Origin of the sequence: Mucilaginibacter angelicae (genome assembly GCF_042434235.1) — a bacterium.
GTDB lineage: Bacteria > Bacteroidota > Bacteroidia > Sphingobacteriales > Sphingobacteriaceae > Mucilaginibacter > Mucilaginibacter angelicae.
Genome location: NZ_JBHLTS010000073.1, coordinates 73,325 through 91,586 on the forward strand (window position 1 = coordinate 73,325; position 18,262 = coordinate 91,586).

Below are 18,262 nucleotides of genomic sequence, written 5' to 3' on the forward strand. Positions count from 1 at the left end.
TATGGGCCATTTAATTTGAAAACAATTTTCGTGATCAAGAAGATTTAGCCGAATATATAATTATATAAAAAAGATTTGCGCAATCGATTGCATTAATCTTTTTTTATTTGTTCCTTAGTACTATAAACCACCAATAAAAATTTTCAGAACTATGAGGTCAGTGAAGCTATTACTTGTTGTGCTTTGTGCCTGTTTTATATTGCCCGGTTACGCCACGCTGAGGTTGCCGCAATTGGTTGCAGATGGGATGGTATTACAGCGCGACGCGAAAGTGAAGATCTGGGGATGGGCCGATTCCGGTGAAAAGATCACCGTTAATTTTCAGCATAAAACATACCACACAGTTACTGAGCAAAGCGGTTCCTGGAAAATAATCCTTCAGCCTATGAAAGCCGGTGGCCCATATATCATGGAACTTACCGGTAACAACCATATTGTTATCCGGGATATTTTAATTGGGGATGTATGGTTTTGCTCGGGCCAGTCGAACATGGTTTTGCCCATGGAGCGGGTAAAGGAAAAATACCCTGATGAAATAGCCAATGCCAATTACCCGCAGATCAGAAATTTTTTTGTGAAAACAGAGGCTGATGTAACCAAACAACATCCCGACCTGTTACCCGGTAAATGGGTTAAAGCCGATTCTGCAGGTGTTTTAAGTTTTGGTGCCGCATCCTGGTTTTTCGCTAAACAGCTTTATCAAAAATATCATGTGCCCATAGGTATCATCAACTCAAGTGTGGGCGGTACACCGATAGAGGCCTGGATCAGCAATGATGGTTTAAAAAACATCAAATCCTATCACAACCGGGTAATCCAATTTGGTAATCCTGCTTTTATGGATAGTGTGATGAAAACGCGTTCGCAACCTACAGATCCGCTAAATACGTCGGTTTACGGGGTAGATAAAGGTTTAAGTGAGGCCAAGCCATGGTATGATCCCACTTATATGCCCCATAACTGGCATCATTTCTGGCTGCCCGGCTACTGGGCCGATCAGGGTATAAAAGGCCTGAACGGGGTAGTCTGGTTCAGGAAGGAAATAAACCTGCCTGCATCGGTTCTGGGTAAAGCAGCCAAACTTTTTTTTGGAAGGATAGTAGATGCAGATCAAACTTATGTTAACGGTAAATTGGTAGGGGGCATTACTTATCAGTACCCGCCAAGGCGTTACACAGTACCTGCAGGTTTATTGAAGCCGGGTAAAAATATTATCATGGTGCGGGTGATCAACACAGCGGGCAAAGGTGGTTTTGTGCCCGACAAACGGTATTATTTAACAATGGCTGGAGATACCATCGACCTGCGCGGCGACTGGCAATATAAGGTAGGGCAAGTGTTTGAACCGGCTAAGATAAAGCCGGAGTTTACGCCACAGAATGAACCAACCGGACTTTACAATACCATGGTAGCACCCGTTATCAACTACACCATTAAAGGCCTGGTTTGGTACCAGGGCGAAAGCAATGCTTCCCGGGCAGCCGAATATGGTATGCTGTTAAAAGCCCTTATTGCCGACTGGCGCAACAGCTGGCAACAGGGTAACATCCCATTCATTTGTGCCCAGCTCCCCAACTTTAACGAAGCGCAATATTCACCAGTTGAAAGCGACTGGGCCCAATTACGCGAAGGGCAGCTTAGCGCCCTGGAGTTACCTAATACAGGTATGTCAGTTACTATTGGTGCGGGTGAATGGAACGATATTCATCCACTCAATAAAAAAACGGTAGGAGAGCGGCTTGCCCGTGCCGCTGAAAATGTGGCTTATGGCGAAGGGAGTGTAGTGGCATCCGGCCCAATTTATCAATCAGCTAAAATTGACGGGGATAAAATTGAGATCACTTTTAAATATACAGGAGCAGGCCTTATTGCTGAGGATGGAGATGAGTTGTCGCAATTTGCAATAGCCGGTGCAGATAAAAAGTTTATTTGGGCCAAAGCTGTTATTAAAGGCGATAAAGTGGTGGTTTGGAATGATAAAATACCTGCCCCGCTTTATGTAAGATATGCCTGGGCCGATAATCCCGATGGGGCAAACCTGTATAATAAGGAAGGCCTGCCCGCATCGCCTTTCCGGACCGATAAACCATAAATCAATTTAAAATCAGAGAAATGAAAAGTACTGCCTTCTTTTTTTTACTCGCATGCGCTGTAGCGGCAAAAGCACAAAATCCGGTCCCGGTAAATTTCACTGCCGATCAGGATCATCAGAATATGATGAAGCAGTTAGGGATTAAAACATTGCGTAATGGCCCCAGTGGTGACGAATCGGCCCCTAACCATGCCAATTATGATGAAGCGCTGGCTAACCCTTACCCGGATCTGCCGGATGCGCTTACATTAAAGAACGGCAAAAAGGTAACTACGGCCGAAATGTGGTGGAAACAACGCCGCCCGGAAATTGTGGAGGATATGGAGCGTGAGGTTTATGGGCGCATCCCGGCTAATGTGCCCAAAGTAACCTGGGCGGTTAAAGTAACCGATAAAGAGCGCGTTGGCTTTTATCCGGTGATTGCTAAACAGCTCATTGGTCATGTTGATAACTCGGCCTGTCCGCTTATCAATGTAAATATTGAAATGACATTGGTGCTCCCTGCAAATGCTAAAGGCCCGGTACCTGTACTGATGATGTTTGGCCGGAGTGCATTGCCTGCACCGGCCCAGCCCTCGCCTGCCGATGTAGAAAAGATCAACAGTGCGATAAAGGAATTGCTTGTAAAAGAGCATCCCGAACTGAAAACCATTTTTGAGCAATATCCCGCCTATAACCCCATACCTGAGCAATCTCCTTTTGGGCCAGGCGGTTTCCCGGTGATTAAAGGCGATCCGCCAACGGCCATGCAGCTGATCGCCGGCGGCTGGGGTTATGTGCTGATTGACCCCTCATCAATCCAGGCCGACAATGGAGAAGGTTTAACAAAAGGGATTATTGGTTTGGTAAATAAAGGCCAGCCACGCAAGCCGGAGGACTGGGGTGCTTTACGCGCCTGGTCTTGGGGAGCGGCACGCGCATTGGATTACCTGGAAACCGAACCCGCCGTTGATGCCAAACATGTAGGCATTGAGGGCGTATCCCGGTATGGGAAAGCTGCACTGGTAACACTGGCCTTTGAACAACGCTTTGCGATGGGGCTGATTGGCTCATCGGGCGAGGGAGGAGCTAAGCTGCACCGCCGCAATTTTGGTGAGGCGGTTGAAAGCCTTACCGGTGGTGAATATTACTGGATGGCCGGTAATTTTATGAAATATGGTGCTTCGGAAGCTACATTCGGCTCTAAAACCGCGAAAGACCTGCCGGTAGATGCACACGAGCTGATTGCCTTATGTGCCCCGCGGTTTACTTTTATAAGCTATGGAGTCCCGGAGCAGGGCGATGCCAAATGGCTCGATCAGCAGGGGAGCTATATGGCAACTGTGGCTGCGGGTTCAGTATTTAAACTGCTTGGTGTGAAAGATATAGGTGTTTCAAACGATTATAAAACCGAAAAAATGCCGCCGGTTAACACAGGTTTACTTAATGGCGAACTGGCCTGGCGCCAGCACGATGGTGGCCATACCGATGCCCCAAATGTAAAATACTTTATTGCATGGGCGAATAAGCTGATGCATTATGGGAAATAGTTTGTGAGAAAAAGTAAATGATTTACCCAAACGTTATCCTGAGTTTGAAAATCCGGAGGGCTCTGGAGGTGCAATGATATCGATCCTATAAGTCTTTGTCATCCTGAGCGGTAGCGAAGGATCTTCTTCGATAGGCAAGGCCGCTATACAGAGAGAAGAAGATGCTTCGTTTAATTTAAAAAAAACCTGTCATCCTGAGGCACGAAGGATCTTCTTCAACAAACATGGCCGCTATACAGGGCGAAGAAGATGCTTCGTACCTCAGCATGACAAAGGGGCAAATGTCATTTTCCCTTCAGAGTTCACCGGATTCTAAAACTTGGCATGATCGTGATGGTATCAAAACCCTATCGAATTCCCTCCATCAACCTGCAAAACAATCCCTGTTACATATTTAGCACTGTCGGTAGCTAAGTAATAAGCAGCTTCGGCTACATCGGCGGGCTCACCTAATTTGCCCATTGGGGTGCGGCCCATAACCTTTTGCTTGCGGCCAGGATCATTATCCAGCGCCTTTGCCGACATATCCGTCGCTATAAATCCCGGTGCAATGCAATTAACCCTGATGCCCTGTGGGGAAAGTTCGGTAGCCATTGCCCTGGTCATACCTTCAATAGCAGTTTTGGATGCGCTATAGGCAATAACATAGGGGATGCCATATTGTGCAGCCATGGAGCTGATGTTAACGATGCTTCCGCTGCCTGCTTTTAACATGCTTTTTACCACCTCACGGCTTATTGCAAATACCGCATTGAGGTTGGTTTGGATCACTCTCGAAAATTCTTCGTCGGTTACTTCGGTAAAAGCTTTTTTATGGTTGATGCCGGCGTTATTAACCAAAATATCAGGTATTCCAAATTTAGCTTCAATTTCAGTTATCAATTGGGGGATACCGGTTGTGTCGCTCAGATCGAATTGTTTATAACTGCAAAGTTTACCAAATTGCTGTGCTGCTGCAATCAGCTTTGCCTCGTCCCGGCCAATGATAATGGTTTTGATGCCTTGTTCGATAAATTTTTTGGTGGTGGCAAGTCCGAGGCCGGAGGCGCCCCCGGTGATAATGGCCAGTTTGGTTTTTGAATTCATGGATCTTTTAAAATCGTTACTTCCTGGAAGATAATTCAGGTGCATTAACTCCAGTATGAATATGCCGCAGAATTATTTAATGGATAAAAGTAGAAAATTATTACATATTAAATTAGTTTTGTGTAATCGATTGCATAAATTTATTTTGTTTGATATAAATAGTATATGGTAGCAGATTTAGAACAAACTTTCAGGTGGTTTGGGCCGGGTGATCCGGTAACTTTAAGTGCGATAAAACAAACGGGGGCAAATGGGATAGTTACCGCGCTTCATCACATTTCCTGTGGTGATATCTGGAGCCTGCAGGAGATCAGGCAGCGGAAGGCAATGATTGAAAATGCCGGCTTTAACTGGGCGGTTGTGGAGAGTGTAAATATTCATGAAAGTATTAAAACAGGCAGCGGCGAGCGCGACCGTTATATTGATAACTATATCCAAACCCTGCAAAACTTGGCACAGGAGGGGATCTTTACCGTGTGCTATAATTTTATGCCCGTGCTGGATTGGACCCGTACGCACCTCGATTATCGCCTGGCTAACGGCGCTTCGGCATTATTGTATAGTGCACCGGCTTTGGCAGCTTTTGATCTTTATATTTTAGAGCGGGAAAATGCCTTTACCGAATTCACCGCAGAACAGCAAACTGCAGCCAAACAGTATTATGACGGACTGAATGAGGATGGCAAAAAGCTGTTAACCAACACCATATTGGCCGGCCTGCCTGGCACGGACGAGGTTTTTACCATTGCCGAATTCAAGGAACATCTTCATAAATACAACGCAATAGACAAGGATACTTTAAAGCAAAACCTCTTTTATTTTTTGAGTGCGATAATTCCCTATGCCGAAAAATTAGGCATAAAAATGTGTATCCACCCGGATGATCCTCCGTTTCCGATCCTGGGGCTGCCCCGTGCTGCATCAACCTTGCAGGATCTTGAGGATCTTATTAATAGCTACCCTTCCATAGCCAATGGCATAACGCTTTGTACGGGGTCATTAGGGGCATCGGGTAAAAATGATATCCCTCAAATGATAACAAAGCTGGGCAATAAGATCCATTTTTTGCACCTGCGCAATGTCGCAAGGCAACAGGATGGCAGCTTTTACGAAGCCGATCATTTAACCGGCAGTGTTGATATGTATGAGGTAATGAAAGCAATTATCAATGAACAGTCAGCCCGCAAAAATGCAGGCAGGAGCGATATTGCTATCCCCATGAGGCCCGATCATGGACATAAACTACTTGACGATTTTAATTATGATACCTATCCCGGTTATTCTGTAACCGGCAGGCTTAAAGGCCTGGCCGAGTTGCGCGGATTGGAGATGGGTATTAAGCGGGCCCTGTTTGATAAGTGACTGTAGAAGAGCCGGTAAATAAATTCTGATTGCGGTTGCTCTTTCCTGGCCTCAAATAATAATTGAATGATTACCTCCTTTTGTTAAATATAACAAAAGTTTATATATTGCAATCGATTGCAATGGCTTAATAGTGCTTTCAGCCGTTTTCAAAATGCCTATTGGGACTGCGTATCAAAAGCCTTCAGTACCCGCTCAGTTATTATAAAACATGGACTTTTACTATAAGCAGGGCATGGGGCAATAAAATATGACCAATTAATCATCAACATAAACCAAACGCCAATGAGCAAGCCATTTACCACAGCAAAATTAGTCCTCACGCTTTTTGTACCGTTCTGCATTTTGAGTGCATGCAACACATCAACTAAAAAAACAGCTGATGCAGCCGACGGCACAAAAACTGATACCGGCAAAAAAGTAAAATTCCTTTCCCAACCGCTCATCAGTTCCATTTACACGGCTGATCCGTCGGCCCATGTATTTAACGGGAAAATTTATATCTATCCCTCGCATGATATCAATGCAGGCATCCCCGAAAATGATAACGGCGACCATTTTGCCATGAAAGATTATCACATCCTGTCGATGGATAGCATTGGCGGTAAGGTTACGGATAACGGCGTGGCGCTCGATATTAAAGACATTCCATGGGCAGGCCGGCAGCTTTGGGCGCCCGATGCGGCTTATAAAAATGGCACTTATTACCTGTACTTCCCGGTAAAGGATAAAAAAGATGTGTTCCATATCGGCGTAGCAACTTCTGCCAGTCCGGCAGGCCCGTTCAAAGCCGGTCCTGAGCCAATTGCAGGAAGCTATAGTATCGACCCTGCAGTATTTACAGATACCGATGGCAAAACCTATATGTATTTCGGCGGGATCTGGGGCGGTCAGCTTCAGCGTTGGATCACCGGAAAATATGAGGCTGATGGTTCAAAAACAGACTCAAAACAGGAAGATGCCCCGGCTATAAGCTGTAAGGTAGCCCTGTTAAAACCGGATATGAAAACTTTTGATGGTGCGGTAAAAGATGCTGTTATTTTGGACAGCCTGGGCAAACCCCTATTGACGAAAGATCATGATCGTCGCTTTTTTGAGGGTTCATGGATGCATAAGTACAACGGTAAATATTACTTCACCTATTCAACAGGTGATACCCATTTGCTTTGCTATGCGATAGGCAACAGCCCGCTGGGGCCATTCACTTATAAAGGCGTGTTTATGAAACCTGTACAGGGCTGGACAACCCACCACTCCATCATTGAGATAAAAGGCAAATGGTACATATTTTACCATGATACCCAGCTATCGGGCAAAACGCACCTGCGCAATGTGAAGGTGACCGAATTGCAGCATAATGCCGATGGTTCTATAAAACTGATCGATCCGTTTTTGTAAATCTCACCGATATGAAAATCCTTAAAGTTTTAACCCTTGTAGTGCTGTTGCTTAATTTGCCGGGTGTGCGTGGTTTTGCCCAGCAGACTAAGCCGGTTACTATCCCCAACTCCGAGCACCGGCAAATGCATTCTAAACTGGCGGGTAATGATTATGATATTTATATTCATTACCCGGCTGGTTATGATACTGCCAAACGGAAGTTCCCGGTATTATACGTGGTTGATGGCGATAACGACTTTTCACCATCGCTTGAATATTTAGGACTCTTAATGGCCGAATATCATATCCCCGAACCCATATTGGTGGCTATTGGCGATGGTGGCCTCATTGGTACACCCGGTAACAAACGCAACCGGGATTTTACACCGGTTGCAGTCCCAAATACGGCCGAAAGCGGTGGTGCGCCGGTATTCCTTGATTTTATTGAAAAGGAATTGATCCCATCAATAGATGCAGGTTTAAAAGCCGATCCCGCAAACCGTACGCTGTATGGATATTCGATGGGTGGCTTGTTTGCAACTTACACCTTGTTTGAAAAGCCAACACTGTTTAAAAATATCCTGATAGGCAGCCCGGCATTAGGCTATGGTAACGGAGCGGTATTTGAAACTGAAAAGCAATATGCTGCCAAACATAAAAACCTGCCTGTAAATGTTTTTATGGAAGTGGGCGGATTGGAAACACCGGGCCAGGTTGAACCTAACAAACAACTGGCAGCGTTATTGGACAACCGGCATTATGAAAACTTTGTTTTTAAGCATATCATTATTGACGATGTTACCCATTTATCGGGCAAGCCGGTTACTATGCTTAAAGCTTTGGCATGGGCATATGCGCATAAGTAACGGATGAGGTTTCTTCTTATATCAGCGTAATCAAAATAAAATGAAGCCGTGCATATTGATATTTGTTTTTTGCTGTTTGATGACTTTTAAGCTTAAGGCACAAAGTGCATTACAAGCAATACCTCATATACAATATTACGGCAGCAATGCCGAACTGTTGGTAGATGGAGCACCGTATTTAATGACAGGTGGCGAACTCGGAAATTCAAGTGCCTCAAGCAGGGCATACATGAACCCGATTTGGCCCAAATTGCAAAAAATGCATCTGAACACGGTGATAGCGCCGGTTTATTGGGAGTTACTTGAACCACAGGAGGGCAGGTTTAATTTTACACTAATTGATGACCTGGTAAAAAGTGCCCGGCAATATCACATGAAACTGGTGTTGCTTTGGTTTGGCACCTGGAAAAACAGCATGAGCTGTTATGCTCCGGGCTGGGTTAAAACTAATCAGAAACGTTTTCCGCGCGTGGCGAATAATGCGGGTGGGCCTGAAGAGATCATTACGCCGTTCTCCAAGGATGCTTTATTGGCCGACATTAAAGCATTCAGCTCTTTAATGCGACATGTTAAGGAAACAGATAGCAAACTGCACACCGTGGTAATGGTACAGGTTGAAAACGAGATTGGTATGTTGCCGGATGCCCGCGATCATTCGACACTGGCAGATGAGGCTTTCAATCAACCAGTCCCTGCAAGGCTGATTTCTTATTTAAATTTGCACAAAGACAGGCTTGTACCTGAGATGCAAAAAATATGGCAGGAGGGAGGGAATAAAACTTCAGGTAACTGGGAAGCTGTTTTTGGTAAAAGTTTGGCTGCCGACGAGTTGTTTATGGCCTGGTATTTTGCCGGATATGCCAACGCTGTGGCTAAAGCAGGTAAGGCTGTTTACCCACTCCCGATGTATGTGAATGCGGCCCTTAACGCTCCGGGGAAAAAGCCGGGGCAATATCCTTCCGCGGGGCCGTTGCCACATTTAATTGACATCTGGAAAGCCGCCGCGCCGGATATTGATCTGCTGTCGCCCGATTTTTATAACCCTAACTTTAAGTACTGGAATGATCGTTACACCCGGCCTGATAATGCACTGTTTATTCCGGAGCACCGTTTTGAGGATGGCGTAGATGCTAAAGCTTTTTATGCCATCGGTCATTACAAAGCCCTCGGCTTTTCACCTTTTTCTATCGAGACAGCTAACCAAACGGCTGGTGAACCACTTGCCCAATCGTATAATATTATTCAGCAGTTATCAGGGGAGATCAGTAAGGCAAAACGTAAGGGAACTATGGAGGGCGTATTGTTAAGTAAGGATGCAGATACGGTACGCTTGCAAATGGGGGATTATATCCTGACAGTTTCGCACGATTTAACATTGGGCTGGTCGCCAAAAGCTAAGGATGCAAACTGGCCGCTAACCGGTTGTATTATCATCGCCCTGACTAAAGATGAGTTTTATGTAGGTGGAACAGGTTTGGTGATTAGCTTTAAACCTGTTAAAGATGGAGCACGCGCAGGTATTTTACAGGTAGACGAAGGAGTATTTGTTAATGGAAAATGGCAGGCCGGACGCCGTTTAAACGGCGATGAAGACCACCAGGGGAGACATTTGCGGATCCCTGTGGGTGAATATGGGATACAGCGGATTAAGCTTTATAATTATAAATAATCTGAGTTAAGATCGTGCTTGCTGAGCTTATCATCATAGTGTTATCTTTTAATACTATTTATTAGTATTTTTAGAAGATATGAACCTCATCGCAATTGTTTGTATTATTTTAAGCTCTCATTTTCAGTCTCTTAATAATGCTTTGAATGCCGGACTCTCAACGTCTGTTGCTCAATCTCAGGGAAAAACATTTAAAGTACAGAGCCTGCCATTTGATCTTAATGGTCTGCGTCTTCAGTATCAATATACAGTTAAAGAAGATATTAATTCAGCGAATCCAAAAGAAATGGTATTGGTACTGGATAAGAAACTTGTTGATTTAAAACGGAATGTGGTAGTTTTAGATTTCCCTATTGAACAAGAAGATTTAAATCCGACAATCAATCTGTCTGATATCAACAAAGTAAAATATAGCCATATAGATTTCGACGATGTGAATTTTGATGGATATAAAGATATAAGGGAAGAATGTAAACTTTGCAGCGGTTCATTAGGTAATGTGGAAGAAATTTACCTTTTTAATCGCGATAATAAAAAATTTGTACGGTGGCAATCTGTAATGGGAATAAATGTTGAGCTTGACGAAAAAAGCAGAACGGTTCAATGCTACACAAAGGGAGCGGGCGATGGCCAGTTTGAGTATCAGGAGATCAAATTTATTGATCATGGTATCCAGCTTTATGAAAAACGAGTTAATAGTATTTTTTTAAATGAGAAAAAGCACACGTATAGAATTACATATAAGAAATATGCAGGTAAAAAGCTGGTAGCTCATAAAGCACGAATAGTCACTCGAAAAGAAATCTACGATCCTTGGGATGTTATAGCTGAAATAACAAAATGATGATTGCGCATTTAAACTATTGCAAAGGCATTTTGTCCAAGATGCACAATTAGTATACCAGCGCTAATCCGGAAATCTAAATCAAGTCACATGAAAAAGTTTTTATTAAGCATTTTGCTTCTCATCTGTACTACCGTCCTTATGGCGCAACATAGCGGTAACATGGTTTTCGGGGATAATTTGCCCACCAGGATGCGTTCATCAATACAAAAAAACTATCTCACCGATTCAACTTTTATTATTGAAGCCAATGTATTAATGAATGTAACTGCTGATAGTTATGTAGTAAATTTGGGGGTAACGGATTCGGCTGCAACCATACAGGAAAGCAATAAAAGGATTAATAAACGGATAGATGGTTTTACAAATGCTTTGTCAAAACTAAATATTGCACAAAAAGATATCTATGTGGATATGACCACGCAAAATAAACTTTTCGACTATCATGTTAAAGGCAATGCAGCAGATCAATACCTGAAAGGGTTTGAAATAGGAAAAAATGTTATTATCAGGATCAAAGATATTAAAGACCTTGATAATTTATTAATAACTGCGTCGGAGTATCAGATCTATGATCTTGTAAAAGTAGATTATATCGTAGACGACGTGAATAAAGTTCAAAATCAATTATTTAAGCTGGCAACAGATGTAATAAATGAAAAAAAAGGTTTATACATTGCCGCGACTAACGCCCGGTTATTATACGGCTCACAAATTTATGGCGAAGATTTTTATAGTTACTATCCAAATCAACTTTACAAAAGCTATACCGCTCAAAACAGTAGTAAAATCTATTCAGAATACGACCGGCTTATAAAAAAAGACCTGAAAAACAGTACAACATATTATTACGATAAGATCAATTATTCTGGTTTTGATAAAATAATTAACCCCTCGGTTATTGAGCCTGCTGTTGAATTTGTGATGGGCCTGCAAATAAAATTTCAGATAGAAAAAGTTAAAAGGTAATATCCGTTGACGAGCATAAATAATACTCAACTCAATAAAAAGAGACCACCTTTTTGAGGCAATCTCTTTTTTAATCAATTTACTATATCAACATTATGCCGGTATCAGATTGGTTGTAATACCGATCCTGTTCCATGCATTGATGGTGATAATTGCTAAGATCACCTGTGCCAGGTAGGTCTCTTCCAGTACTTTAGCAGCCTGTTGATAGGTCTCATCCTTTACATGATTGCTGATCAAGGTAACTTCTTCGGTCAGCGTCAGTATCGCCCGTTCTTCTTCCGAAAAAAACGGTGTATCGCGCCATGCGTTAAGAGCGTAAATGCGCTGCTCAGTTTCGCCTGCTTTGCGGGCATCTTTTGTGTGCATATCAATGCAAAAAGCGCATCCGTTTATTTGTGAGGCCCTGATCTTGATCAGGTCTTTATGTTTTTTTGTGAGGGATGTACTTTCAATAAATGCTTCCAGGCCAAGAATAGCTTTGTATCCGGCAGGAGATACCTTGTCAATTTTAATTCGTGTTTCCATTTTCTTAATTATTTGACACAAAATTAGGGCTATGGTACTGGTGTTAATTATACCAGCTTTCAAATAAAGGGTAGCCCAGGGATACTAATGCAATACCTTTTTAAGGATGCTGAGCGCCTCAACCATCTCACTTTCATCAAGTGAGGCAAAGCCCAGTCTGATTCCGTTGACAGCAAAAGATTCGTTTTTATAAAAGCTGCCGTCATCAATTTGAAGCCGCTTTTTCGCGGCATCTTCGGTCATTTTGATTAAATTAATGCGTTCATCAAAATTTGTCCACACGGCAAGTCCACCTTCAGGGATGTTGAATGTTACATGCTCACTAAAATTCGATTGCAAGATCTGGCAAAGCAGGTTTCTGCGCTGCCTGTAAATTTTTAACGACTTCCGAAAATACCTGTCCATTTCACCAGTGTTAAACAGTACGGCAAAAGCCTCTTCCAGTACGGTATCACCCTGTTTATCTATCAGTTCCCTTAACGCAGCAGCGGCATCAACAAATGCTGTTGGCCCTGTCATAAAACCAATGCGTAGTGCAGGGGCAAATGTTTTGGTAACGGAGCCTATATAAATTACGTTTTGATTATGGTCGATACTGGCCAGTGGCAGATAGGGCTTGTTATTGTAATGAAAATCAAAGTCGTAATCATCTTCTATAATGGCAAAACGATGTTCCTTTGCAAGTTTTAGCAGTTTTAACCTCCTCTCCGTGCTCATGGTTACCGTTGTGGGGTAGTGATGATGCGGGATGATGTATACGGCTTTGATGTTGGTATGCTGTAAAACTGCTTCGAGCTGGTCAACGTCCATTCCATTGCCATCAACGGGGATCCGTACCAAGTTAGCACCGGCATATCTGAAAGTATCATCTGCCAAAACATAATTTGAAAGCCCTACGGCTATGTTATCCGCGGGATTGAGCAGTAGCTGGGCCGCTAAATAGATCCCCATCTGGCTGCCCTTTGTAATGATAATATTTTCGACAGGAACAGTTAATCCCCTGGTATGGGAAAGATAGCTGCAAATAGCGGCACGCAGGTTTTCTGATCCTTTGGAACTTCCGTATTTGAGAAAGGTTTTGCCGTGTAACCTCCTGGAAAGGCTCCGGTATTCCCGCATCAGCAGGTCTATCGGAGCGAGGCGGACATCCGGAAAACCTCCATCAATAGCGAGCATCATTTTTTCGGGCTCTTTGGTGATCCATGCATTTTCAAATTTATTGGTCCAGGTGAAGGCTTCCTGTTGGCTCTTGCTTTTACCCATTTCAGGAACAACAGGCCTGGTAAGTACAGGTAATTTAGCAAGCACAAAAACACCTTTACGCTCAATTGACTCGGCCCAGCCCTGGCTAACCAATTCTTCATAAGCCAGTTTTACCGTATTCCTGTTAATGCCGATCAATTGTGCAAGTACCCGGGAGCCGGGCAATATATCAGCAGGCTGTAGCGTACCATTGGTGATTAATGATATAAACATATTGCACACCTGGATATGTAAGGATACGGAGGCGTTCCGATCAACCTGGATCAATGATTTGTAAGGCAACATCTGGGCTGTAGTTTTTATGTAAACTGGTATACAAATATAATCCAGTGTCGCGGTACTTTTGAATAAAATTAATAGAATGAAAAAAGTATTGGTTATTAATTCAAGCGCAAGGGGAGTTAGATCTCACAGCAGAAAACTTGCCGAAGTATTTGTTGATCACTGGAAAAGTATCCAGGCCAACCCGGTGATCAGGTATCGTGAATTAGGAGGCGAGGACGTGCCACATGTTAATGAAAACTGGATAGCTGCCGCTTTTAAACCTGAAGCAGCAAGATCGGAAGCAGAAACGGAAGCTTTAAAAATAAGTGACGTTTATATTTCAGAATTACTGGAAGCCGATGTTATTGTACTTGCTTCGCCAATGTACAACTGGTCTATCCCCAGTGCGCTCAAAGCCTATATTGATCAGGTTGTAAGGGTTAATAAAACATTTGAGTTTAATAAGGATGATATGAACAATCCGTATATAGGGCTGCTTAAAAATAAAACAGTATTCCTTTTGCTTTCGCGGGGGGCACAGGGATATGAAAAGGGAGATCATAACGAACATCTTAACTTCCAGAGCACCTATTTAAAAACGGTATTTAATATTATAGGGGTGAGCAATATTCATGTGGTTACCGTAAATGGGGTATCCTACGCGCCTGAGCAATTGAAAGCAACTGTAGCAACATCGCACCAGGAACTGAAAGACCTGATAGACCGGGAACTGGTGTAACATGAAAAACAGCGTATTGAAAGGAAGCGTTTTTATAGCGCTGGGGGCCTGCAGTTATGGCATGCTGGCAACTTTTGTAAAAATGGCCTATCATGAAGGCTTCAGTTTGGCAGAAGTAACAATTTCGCAATTCGGTTTGGGCTTTATCGGGTTATTTATTTTAACCCTGTTCCGTAAACGGGAGCCGGCACCGGCAATAAAACCATCTGGGATTAAAGGTATATTGAGGCTGATAATTGCGGGTATTTCTTTGGGCTTAACCAGTATTTTCTTTTACCAGGCAGTTCAGTATATCCCGGTAAGTGTTGGCATTGTATTGTTAATGCAGACGGTGTGGATCAGCGTGATCCTGGAGATGGTGCTACATAAAAAGCTACCGGGCCTGCGTAAGATTATATCTGTCTTTATCATCCTGGGCGGAACAGTACTGGCTACGGATATGCTTAAGCAATCGGGCAATATAAACTGGACGGGGTTTGGCTGGGGAATGATGGCAGCCCTTTCATACACCGCAAGTATGTATTCATCAAACAATATTGAGCTTGATTTTCCCCCGCTAAAAAGAAGTTTATATATGATCATGGGGGGCTTGCTTATTATTGTTCTTGTTTTTCATTCATCACTGAATGTGAAATTTTCATACGGAATATTTTTGCGCTGGGGCCTCCTGCTTTCCTTGTTCGGAACAATAATCCCGCCTTTGCTTTTTACAAGAGGTATGCCCCTGACAGGTATGGGGCTGGGGGCCATTATTGCATCCATAGAAATACCGGTTTCGATAATTATGGCAAGCGCACTGCTGAAGGAATCTGTAGGGTTGTTGCAATGGGTGGGGGTTGTGCTTATTTTGTTTGCGGTGGTGTTGATGAATGTGGGGAGGTGGAGGGGCTTCATTAACTTTAAGAATGGCCCAAAGCAGATTGAATAAAAGCAAAAAGACCGATAATTATCGGTCTTTTAAGGAGGTGCTTGTGACCGAACATCTCCTTAACGGAGTTAATGAGCGTAATCAGCCTTTACTTTTTTGATTGTTTTGCCGGCTTAAAAATCAAGAGCTTTGGTGGCAGATATCTAATAAAAGCTAAACAGGCACGCCAATCAATGATAGTTATTACTATCTCTTTTTATAAATATTCATTCTTTACCAACCATTTGGCAATCTTCTTAATAGTTTCCTGGTGGCGGTCAACACCTTCGGAACGTACAATTGATTCCCCATAAGTGCCACCTTCAGAAATATCGACCATACGGGTGAGCCCATCTTTATTGGTGGTTATGATGCAGTTCTTAACACCGTCTTTACCGCCTTTAAAAGTGGTTTTAGCTATTAGCAGTCCACTTGGCAGGCTAAACTCGTAGGCATCCTGATCTGCACCATTAGGCGTTACATCTTTGAATACGCCAATCTGGTCAAGACCCTGTGCTATCTGGTTTTCCTTGATCATTACAGGCATCGAGTAATTACGGTTTACCAATTTATACTCTATCTGTGCTCTTGGATTTTTACTTTTTAGCGCGATCAGTTCATTGACTTTAGCGACATCAAGCTGGTCGTTTACAACTACACCACCTTCGCCCAGCAGTTTGGCAAAATTCTTTTCCGGTCCCAATTTACTTAAGCCAAATATGGCTACCTGACCTGTTGGCAGAAAAGTAAAGCGGTAATAAAAACCATCACCATCATTGCGTGACGGCACAAAATCGGTAGCGATAGTGGCTATTACAAGCTTGGTACCGGCCAGGTTATCCAGCTCATAAGAGGCGGTCAGCCCGAAATTACCTTTGTCTTTTATTCGTATTACTTTGGCCACATCTTTGCCATCTACGGTAATGGTTCCTGATTTATAATCTACTTTCTGGGCCCATACAACGTACGTGCCGGTTATTAAAATTGCTGAAAGGAGTATTTTTTTTAACATATGATTGTTTATATTTTGGTTGAAGATAAGTTTTAATATTTAATAAGGCGATTGTCCTGTAGTAAATGTTTTGTCAGAGATTCCATCATTGGATCCCAATAGAACTCGAACCATATCATTGATAAAGCATTCATGAAAAAGAATATGAATCGGACAGATAAGAGATAGATTTGGATATATCCATAGAAATATGGATGAATTTAGAAAAAATATCCATTCTGTAAAAGAACGGGCTATTTCAGGAGAGTTTCTATATAACTCTTTTATTGGCCCGGATACAACAAATCGCGTTGATAAAAATAAAGATGTTAATATTCATAACATAATTATTAGAGGGTGAACAATAGATGATTTGAAAGAGAGTAGGAACGATTTGATCTTGAATCGAGCCTTTCTCTGCCAATTAAATTAGAATCCTGGGATACATTTCTTAGGAAGCTTAGAAGGAGCTAATGAAAAAAATGCCAGCCGAAAGACTGGGCATTTTTTGCTCTTCTGGCGGGGGATTAAGGGACTCCATTAGAACACCTACAGGAAATTTTAAGGATTATTGGAGAAATTTATAAGGAGAAATGATGGGTAATATTTTGCCCTCCTGACTGCACAGAATTCGAGCTACTTAATAGTACAATTAAGCTTTTAAACCATTTAATAAGGGTTAGATTCCTCCGGAGGCTACTAAAGCAAGTAAAAAGCCTCAAGTCGAAAGATTTGAGGCTTAAGCTAAAGCATAAACGGAGTCTGCGCCTCAGCAATTATAATTATCTTTTGACTACTTTCCCATGAAAAAATCCAACAGGTTTTTTTGCACCTGCGCAGTTTGTTCCTGAAGAATCCAATGCCCTGAACCTTTAATTATACAGTCTTTTACATTGGAAGCAACCAAACGGACATGTGCCCCCAAAAAGGGCGCAAAATGGTCTGATCCCATTGCCAATACAGGCATCGCCAACTTATTTTTACGAAATTCCTGATTGTCTTTAATGTCTTGCTCAAATACAAACCAAAGAAACGAAGCTGTCGCTGCGCCTTTTACCGAATACGCCCGGGTAAATTCAGCTTTTTCCTGAGGCGTAAATGAGTTCTTTACAAAACTTACTGCCGGAAAAAAATCCTCCAAAATTAAATTCATTCTTCCCTCTGCAACTTCTGCTGAATGTGGCTGAGTAAAAAATCCGAACCACCAGGCCTGAGCTTTAACCTGGCTCCAAACAGGCTCCAAACCGGGTATCAGCGCATCCAGTAAAGCGAGTTTATTTACTTCATTTGGAAATTGGGCCGCGTATGCATAAGCAACCATCATACCTATATCATGTCCGGCTATATCAATTTTCTTATAGCCAAGCTTTTTTGCAAGTTCATGCAGGTCGACAGCCATAGTTTTTTTATCATAACAGCCTTTTGGTTTACCAGACTCTCCAACACCCCGTAAATCCGGAGCAATTACAGTGAAATGTTTAGACAGTTCCGGAAGTAACCTATTCCACATATACCAATTTTGAGGAAATCCGTGTACCAGCATAAGTGGTGTTCCATGTCCGCCGATCACGTAATGTAATTTTACACCGTTTACAATTGCATATTGGTTGGAAAAGCCATTGGGTGGCAATGCCGGCTCCGCAGCTTTATTTACCGCAGCGTGACCAGTAACATTTCTTGAAAATGAAGTGTAAGAGTTGAAGGTAAATGCAATAAGTATTACCACAATTTTAAGTATTCTATTTGTTGTTTTCATTATTAGTGATTTTAAAT

15 protein-coding genes are annotated in these 18,262 nt (G+C 42.7%); 10 read left to right on the forward strand and 5 right to left on the reverse strand.

Annotated elements, in window-relative coordinates; genetic code table 11:
- Positions 1 to 151 precede the first annotated feature (151 nt).
- Positions 152 to 2,092, forward strand: coding sequence for a sialate O-acetylesterase (locus tag ACFFGT_RS24125; protein ID WP_377025077.1), 1,941 nt, complete (start codon positions 152 to 154; stop codon positions 2,090 to 2,092).
- Between the two features lie 20 nt (positions 2,093 to 2,112).
- On the forward strand, positions 2,113 to 3,621 hold the full coding sequence (locus ACFFGT_RS24130) for a glucuronyl esterase domain-containing protein (protein ID WP_377025078.1): 1,509 nt from the start codon (positions 2,113 to 2,115) through the stop codon (positions 3,619 to 3,621).
- A gap of 339 nt (positions 3,622 to 3,960) precedes the next feature.
- On the opposite strand, the gene ACFFGT_RS24135 is transcribed toward ACFFGT_RS24130, so the two are convergent.
- Complete coding sequence (locus tag ACFFGT_RS24135) at positions 3,961 to 4,707, reverse strand: SDR family NAD(P)-dependent oxidoreductase (protein ID WP_377025079.1); 747 nt, start codon at positions 4,705 to 4,707, stop codon at positions 3,961 to 3,963.
- A 165-nt stretch (positions 4,708 to 4,872) separates the two neighbouring features.
- On the opposite strand from ACFFGT_RS24135, the gene uxuA reads away from it, so the two are divergent.
- From uxuA to ACFFGT_RS24165, 6 genes are all read left to right on the forward strand, one after another.
- The gene (gene uxuA / locus ACFFGT_RS24140) at positions 4,873 to 6,069 is read left to right on the forward strand and encodes a mannonate dehydratase (RefSeq protein ID WP_377025080.1); all 1,197 of its coding nucleotides are present in this window, start codon (positions 4,873 to 4,875) and stop codon (positions 6,067 to 6,069) included.
- Between the two features lie 285 nt (positions 6,070 to 6,354).
- Positions 6,355 to 7,467: a glycoside hydrolase family 43 protein gene (locus ACFFGT_RS24145; RefSeq protein WP_377025081.1), complete on the forward strand. Its 1,113-nt coding sequence runs from the start codon at positions 6,355 to 6,357 to the stop codon at positions 7,465 to 7,467.
- An 11-nt stretch (positions 7,468 to 7,478) separates the two neighbouring features.
- Positions 7,479 to 8,315, forward strand: coding sequence for an alpha/beta hydrolase (locus ACFFGT_RS24150; RefSeq protein WP_377025082.1), 837 nt, complete (start codon positions 7,479 to 7,481; stop codon positions 8,313 to 8,315).
- Positions 8,316 to 8,355: 40 nt separating this feature from the next.
- Complete coding sequence (locus ACFFGT_RS24155) at positions 8,356 to 9,984, forward strand: GH35 family beta-galactosidase (protein ID WP_377025083.1); 1,629 nt, start codon at positions 8,356 to 8,358, stop codon at positions 9,982 to 9,984.
- Positions 9,985 to 10,063: 79 nt separating this feature from the next.
- Positions 10,064 to 10,828 carry an XAC2610-related protein gene (locus tag ACFFGT_RS24160; protein ID WP_377025084.1) on the forward strand — a complete coding sequence of 255 codons (765 nt, stop codon included), beginning with the start codon at positions 10,064 to 10,066 and terminating at the stop codon, positions 10,826 to 10,828.
- Positions 10,829 to 10,918: 90 nt separating this feature from the next.
- The gene (locus ACFFGT_RS24165; RefSeq protein WP_377025085.1) at positions 10,919 to 11,797 is read left to right on the forward strand and encodes an SIMPL domain-containing protein; all 879 of its coding nucleotides are present in this window, start codon (positions 10,919 to 10,921) and stop codon (positions 11,795 to 11,797) included.
- Between the two features lie 93 nt (positions 11,798 to 11,890).
- Here ACFFGT_RS24165 and ACFFGT_RS24170 read toward each other — a convergent pair whose 3' ends face one another.
- Entirely contained in the window at positions 11,891 to 12,325 is a 435-nt protein-coding gene (locus ACFFGT_RS24170; RefSeq protein ID WP_377025086.1) for a carboxymuconolactone decarboxylase family protein, read from the reverse strand.
- An 84-nt stretch (positions 12,326 to 12,409) separates the two neighbouring features.
- Positions 12,410 to 13,873, reverse strand: coding sequence for a MocR-like pyridoxine biosynthesis transcription factor PdxR (gene pdxR / locus ACFFGT_RS24175; protein ID WP_446686302.1), 1,464 nt, complete (start codon positions 13,871 to 13,873; stop codon positions 12,410 to 12,412).
- Between the two features lie 76 nt (positions 13,874 to 13,949).
- Here pdxR and ACFFGT_RS24180 point away from each other — a divergent pair, with 76 nt between their 5' ends.
- Complete coding sequence (locus tag ACFFGT_RS24180) at positions 13,950 to 14,591, forward strand: FMN-dependent NADH-azoreductase (RefSeq protein ID WP_377025088.1); 642 nt, start codon at positions 13,950 to 13,952, stop codon at positions 14,589 to 14,591.
- A 1-nt stretch (position 14,592) separates the two neighbouring features.
- Positions 14,593 to 15,519, forward strand: coding sequence for an EamA family transporter (locus tag ACFFGT_RS24185; RefSeq protein ID WP_377025089.1), 927 nt, complete (start codon positions 14,593 to 14,595; stop codon positions 15,517 to 15,519).
- Between the two features lie 196 nt (positions 15,520 to 15,715).
- On the opposite strand, the gene ACFFGT_RS24190 is transcribed toward ACFFGT_RS24185, so the two are convergent.
- The gene (locus tag ACFFGT_RS24190) at positions 15,716 to 16,510 is read right to left on the reverse strand and encodes a hypothetical protein (protein ID WP_377025090.1); all 795 of its coding nucleotides are present in this window, start codon (positions 16,508 to 16,510) and stop codon (positions 15,716 to 15,718) included.
- A gap of 772 nt (positions 16,511 to 17,282) precedes the next feature.
- Positions 17,283 to 18,245, reverse strand: coding sequence for an alpha/beta fold hydrolase (locus tag ACFFGT_RS24195; RefSeq protein WP_377025091.1), 963 nt, complete (start codon positions 18,243 to 18,245; stop codon positions 17,283 to 17,285).
- Between the last annotated feature and the right edge of the window lie 17 nt (positions 18,246 to 18,262).

Excerpts from the sequence above, each read along its gene's own strand:
- ACFFGT_RS24170 (WP_377025086.1), bottom strand. The coding sequence starts at position 12,325 with ATGGAAACACGAATTAAAATTGACAAGGTATCTCCTGCCGGATACAAA.
- ACFFGT_RS24190 (WP_377025090.1), bottom strand. The coding sequence starts at position 16,510 with ATGTTAAAAAAAATACTCCTTTCAGCAATTTTAATAACCGGCACGTAC.
- ACFFGT_RS24130 (WP_377025078.1), top strand. The coding sequence starts at position 2,113 with ATGAAAAGTACTGCCTTCTTTTTTTTACTCGCATGCGCTGTAGCGGCA.
- ACFFGT_RS24195 (WP_377025091.1), bottom strand. The coding sequence starts at position 18,245 with ATGAAAACAACAAATAGAATACTTAAAATTGTGGTAATACTTATTGCA.
- ACFFGT_RS24185 (WP_377025089.1), top strand. The coding sequence starts at position 14,593 with ATGAAAAACAGCGTATTGAAAGGAAGCGTTTTTATAGCGCTGGGGGCC.
- ACFFGT_RS24180 (WP_377025088.1), top strand. The coding sequence starts at position 13,950 with ATGAAAAAAGTATTGGTTATTAATTCAAGCGCAAGGGGAGTTAGATCT.
- pdxR (WP_446686302.1), bottom strand. The coding sequence starts at position 13,873 with ATGTTGCCTTACAAATCATTGATCCAGGTTGATCGGAACGCCTCCGTA.
- ACFFGT_RS24150 (WP_377025082.1), top strand. The coding sequence starts at position 7,479 with ATGAAAATCCTTAAAGTTTTAACCCTTGTAGTGCTGTTGCTTAATTTG.
- ACFFGT_RS24165 (WP_377025085.1), top strand. The coding sequence starts at position 10,919 with ATGAAAAAGTTTTTATTAAGCATTTTGCTTCTCATCTGTACTACCGTC.
- ACFFGT_RS24135 (WP_377025079.1), bottom strand. The coding sequence starts at position 4,707 with ATGAATTCAAAAACCAAACTGGCCATTATCACCGGGGGCGCCTCCGGC.
- ACFFGT_RS24145 (WP_377025081.1), top strand. The coding sequence starts at position 6,355 with ATGAGCAAGCCATTTACCACAGCAAAATTAGTCCTCACGCTTTTTGTA.
- ACFFGT_RS24155 (WP_377025083.1), top strand. The coding sequence starts at position 8,356 with ATGAAGCCGTGCATATTGATATTTGTTTTTTGCTGTTTGATGACTTTT.
- ACFFGT_RS24160 (WP_377025084.1), top strand. The coding sequence starts at position 10,064 with ATGAACCTCATCGCAATTGTTTGTATTATTTTAAGCTCTCATTTTCAG.
- ACFFGT_RS24125 (WP_377025077.1), top strand. The coding sequence starts at position 152 with ATGAGGTCAGTGAAGCTATTACTTGTTGTGCTTTGTGCCTGTTTTATA.
- uxuA (WP_377025080.1), top strand. The coding sequence starts at position 4,873 with ATGGTAGCAGATTTAGAACAAACTTTCAGGTGGTTTGGGCCGGGTGAT.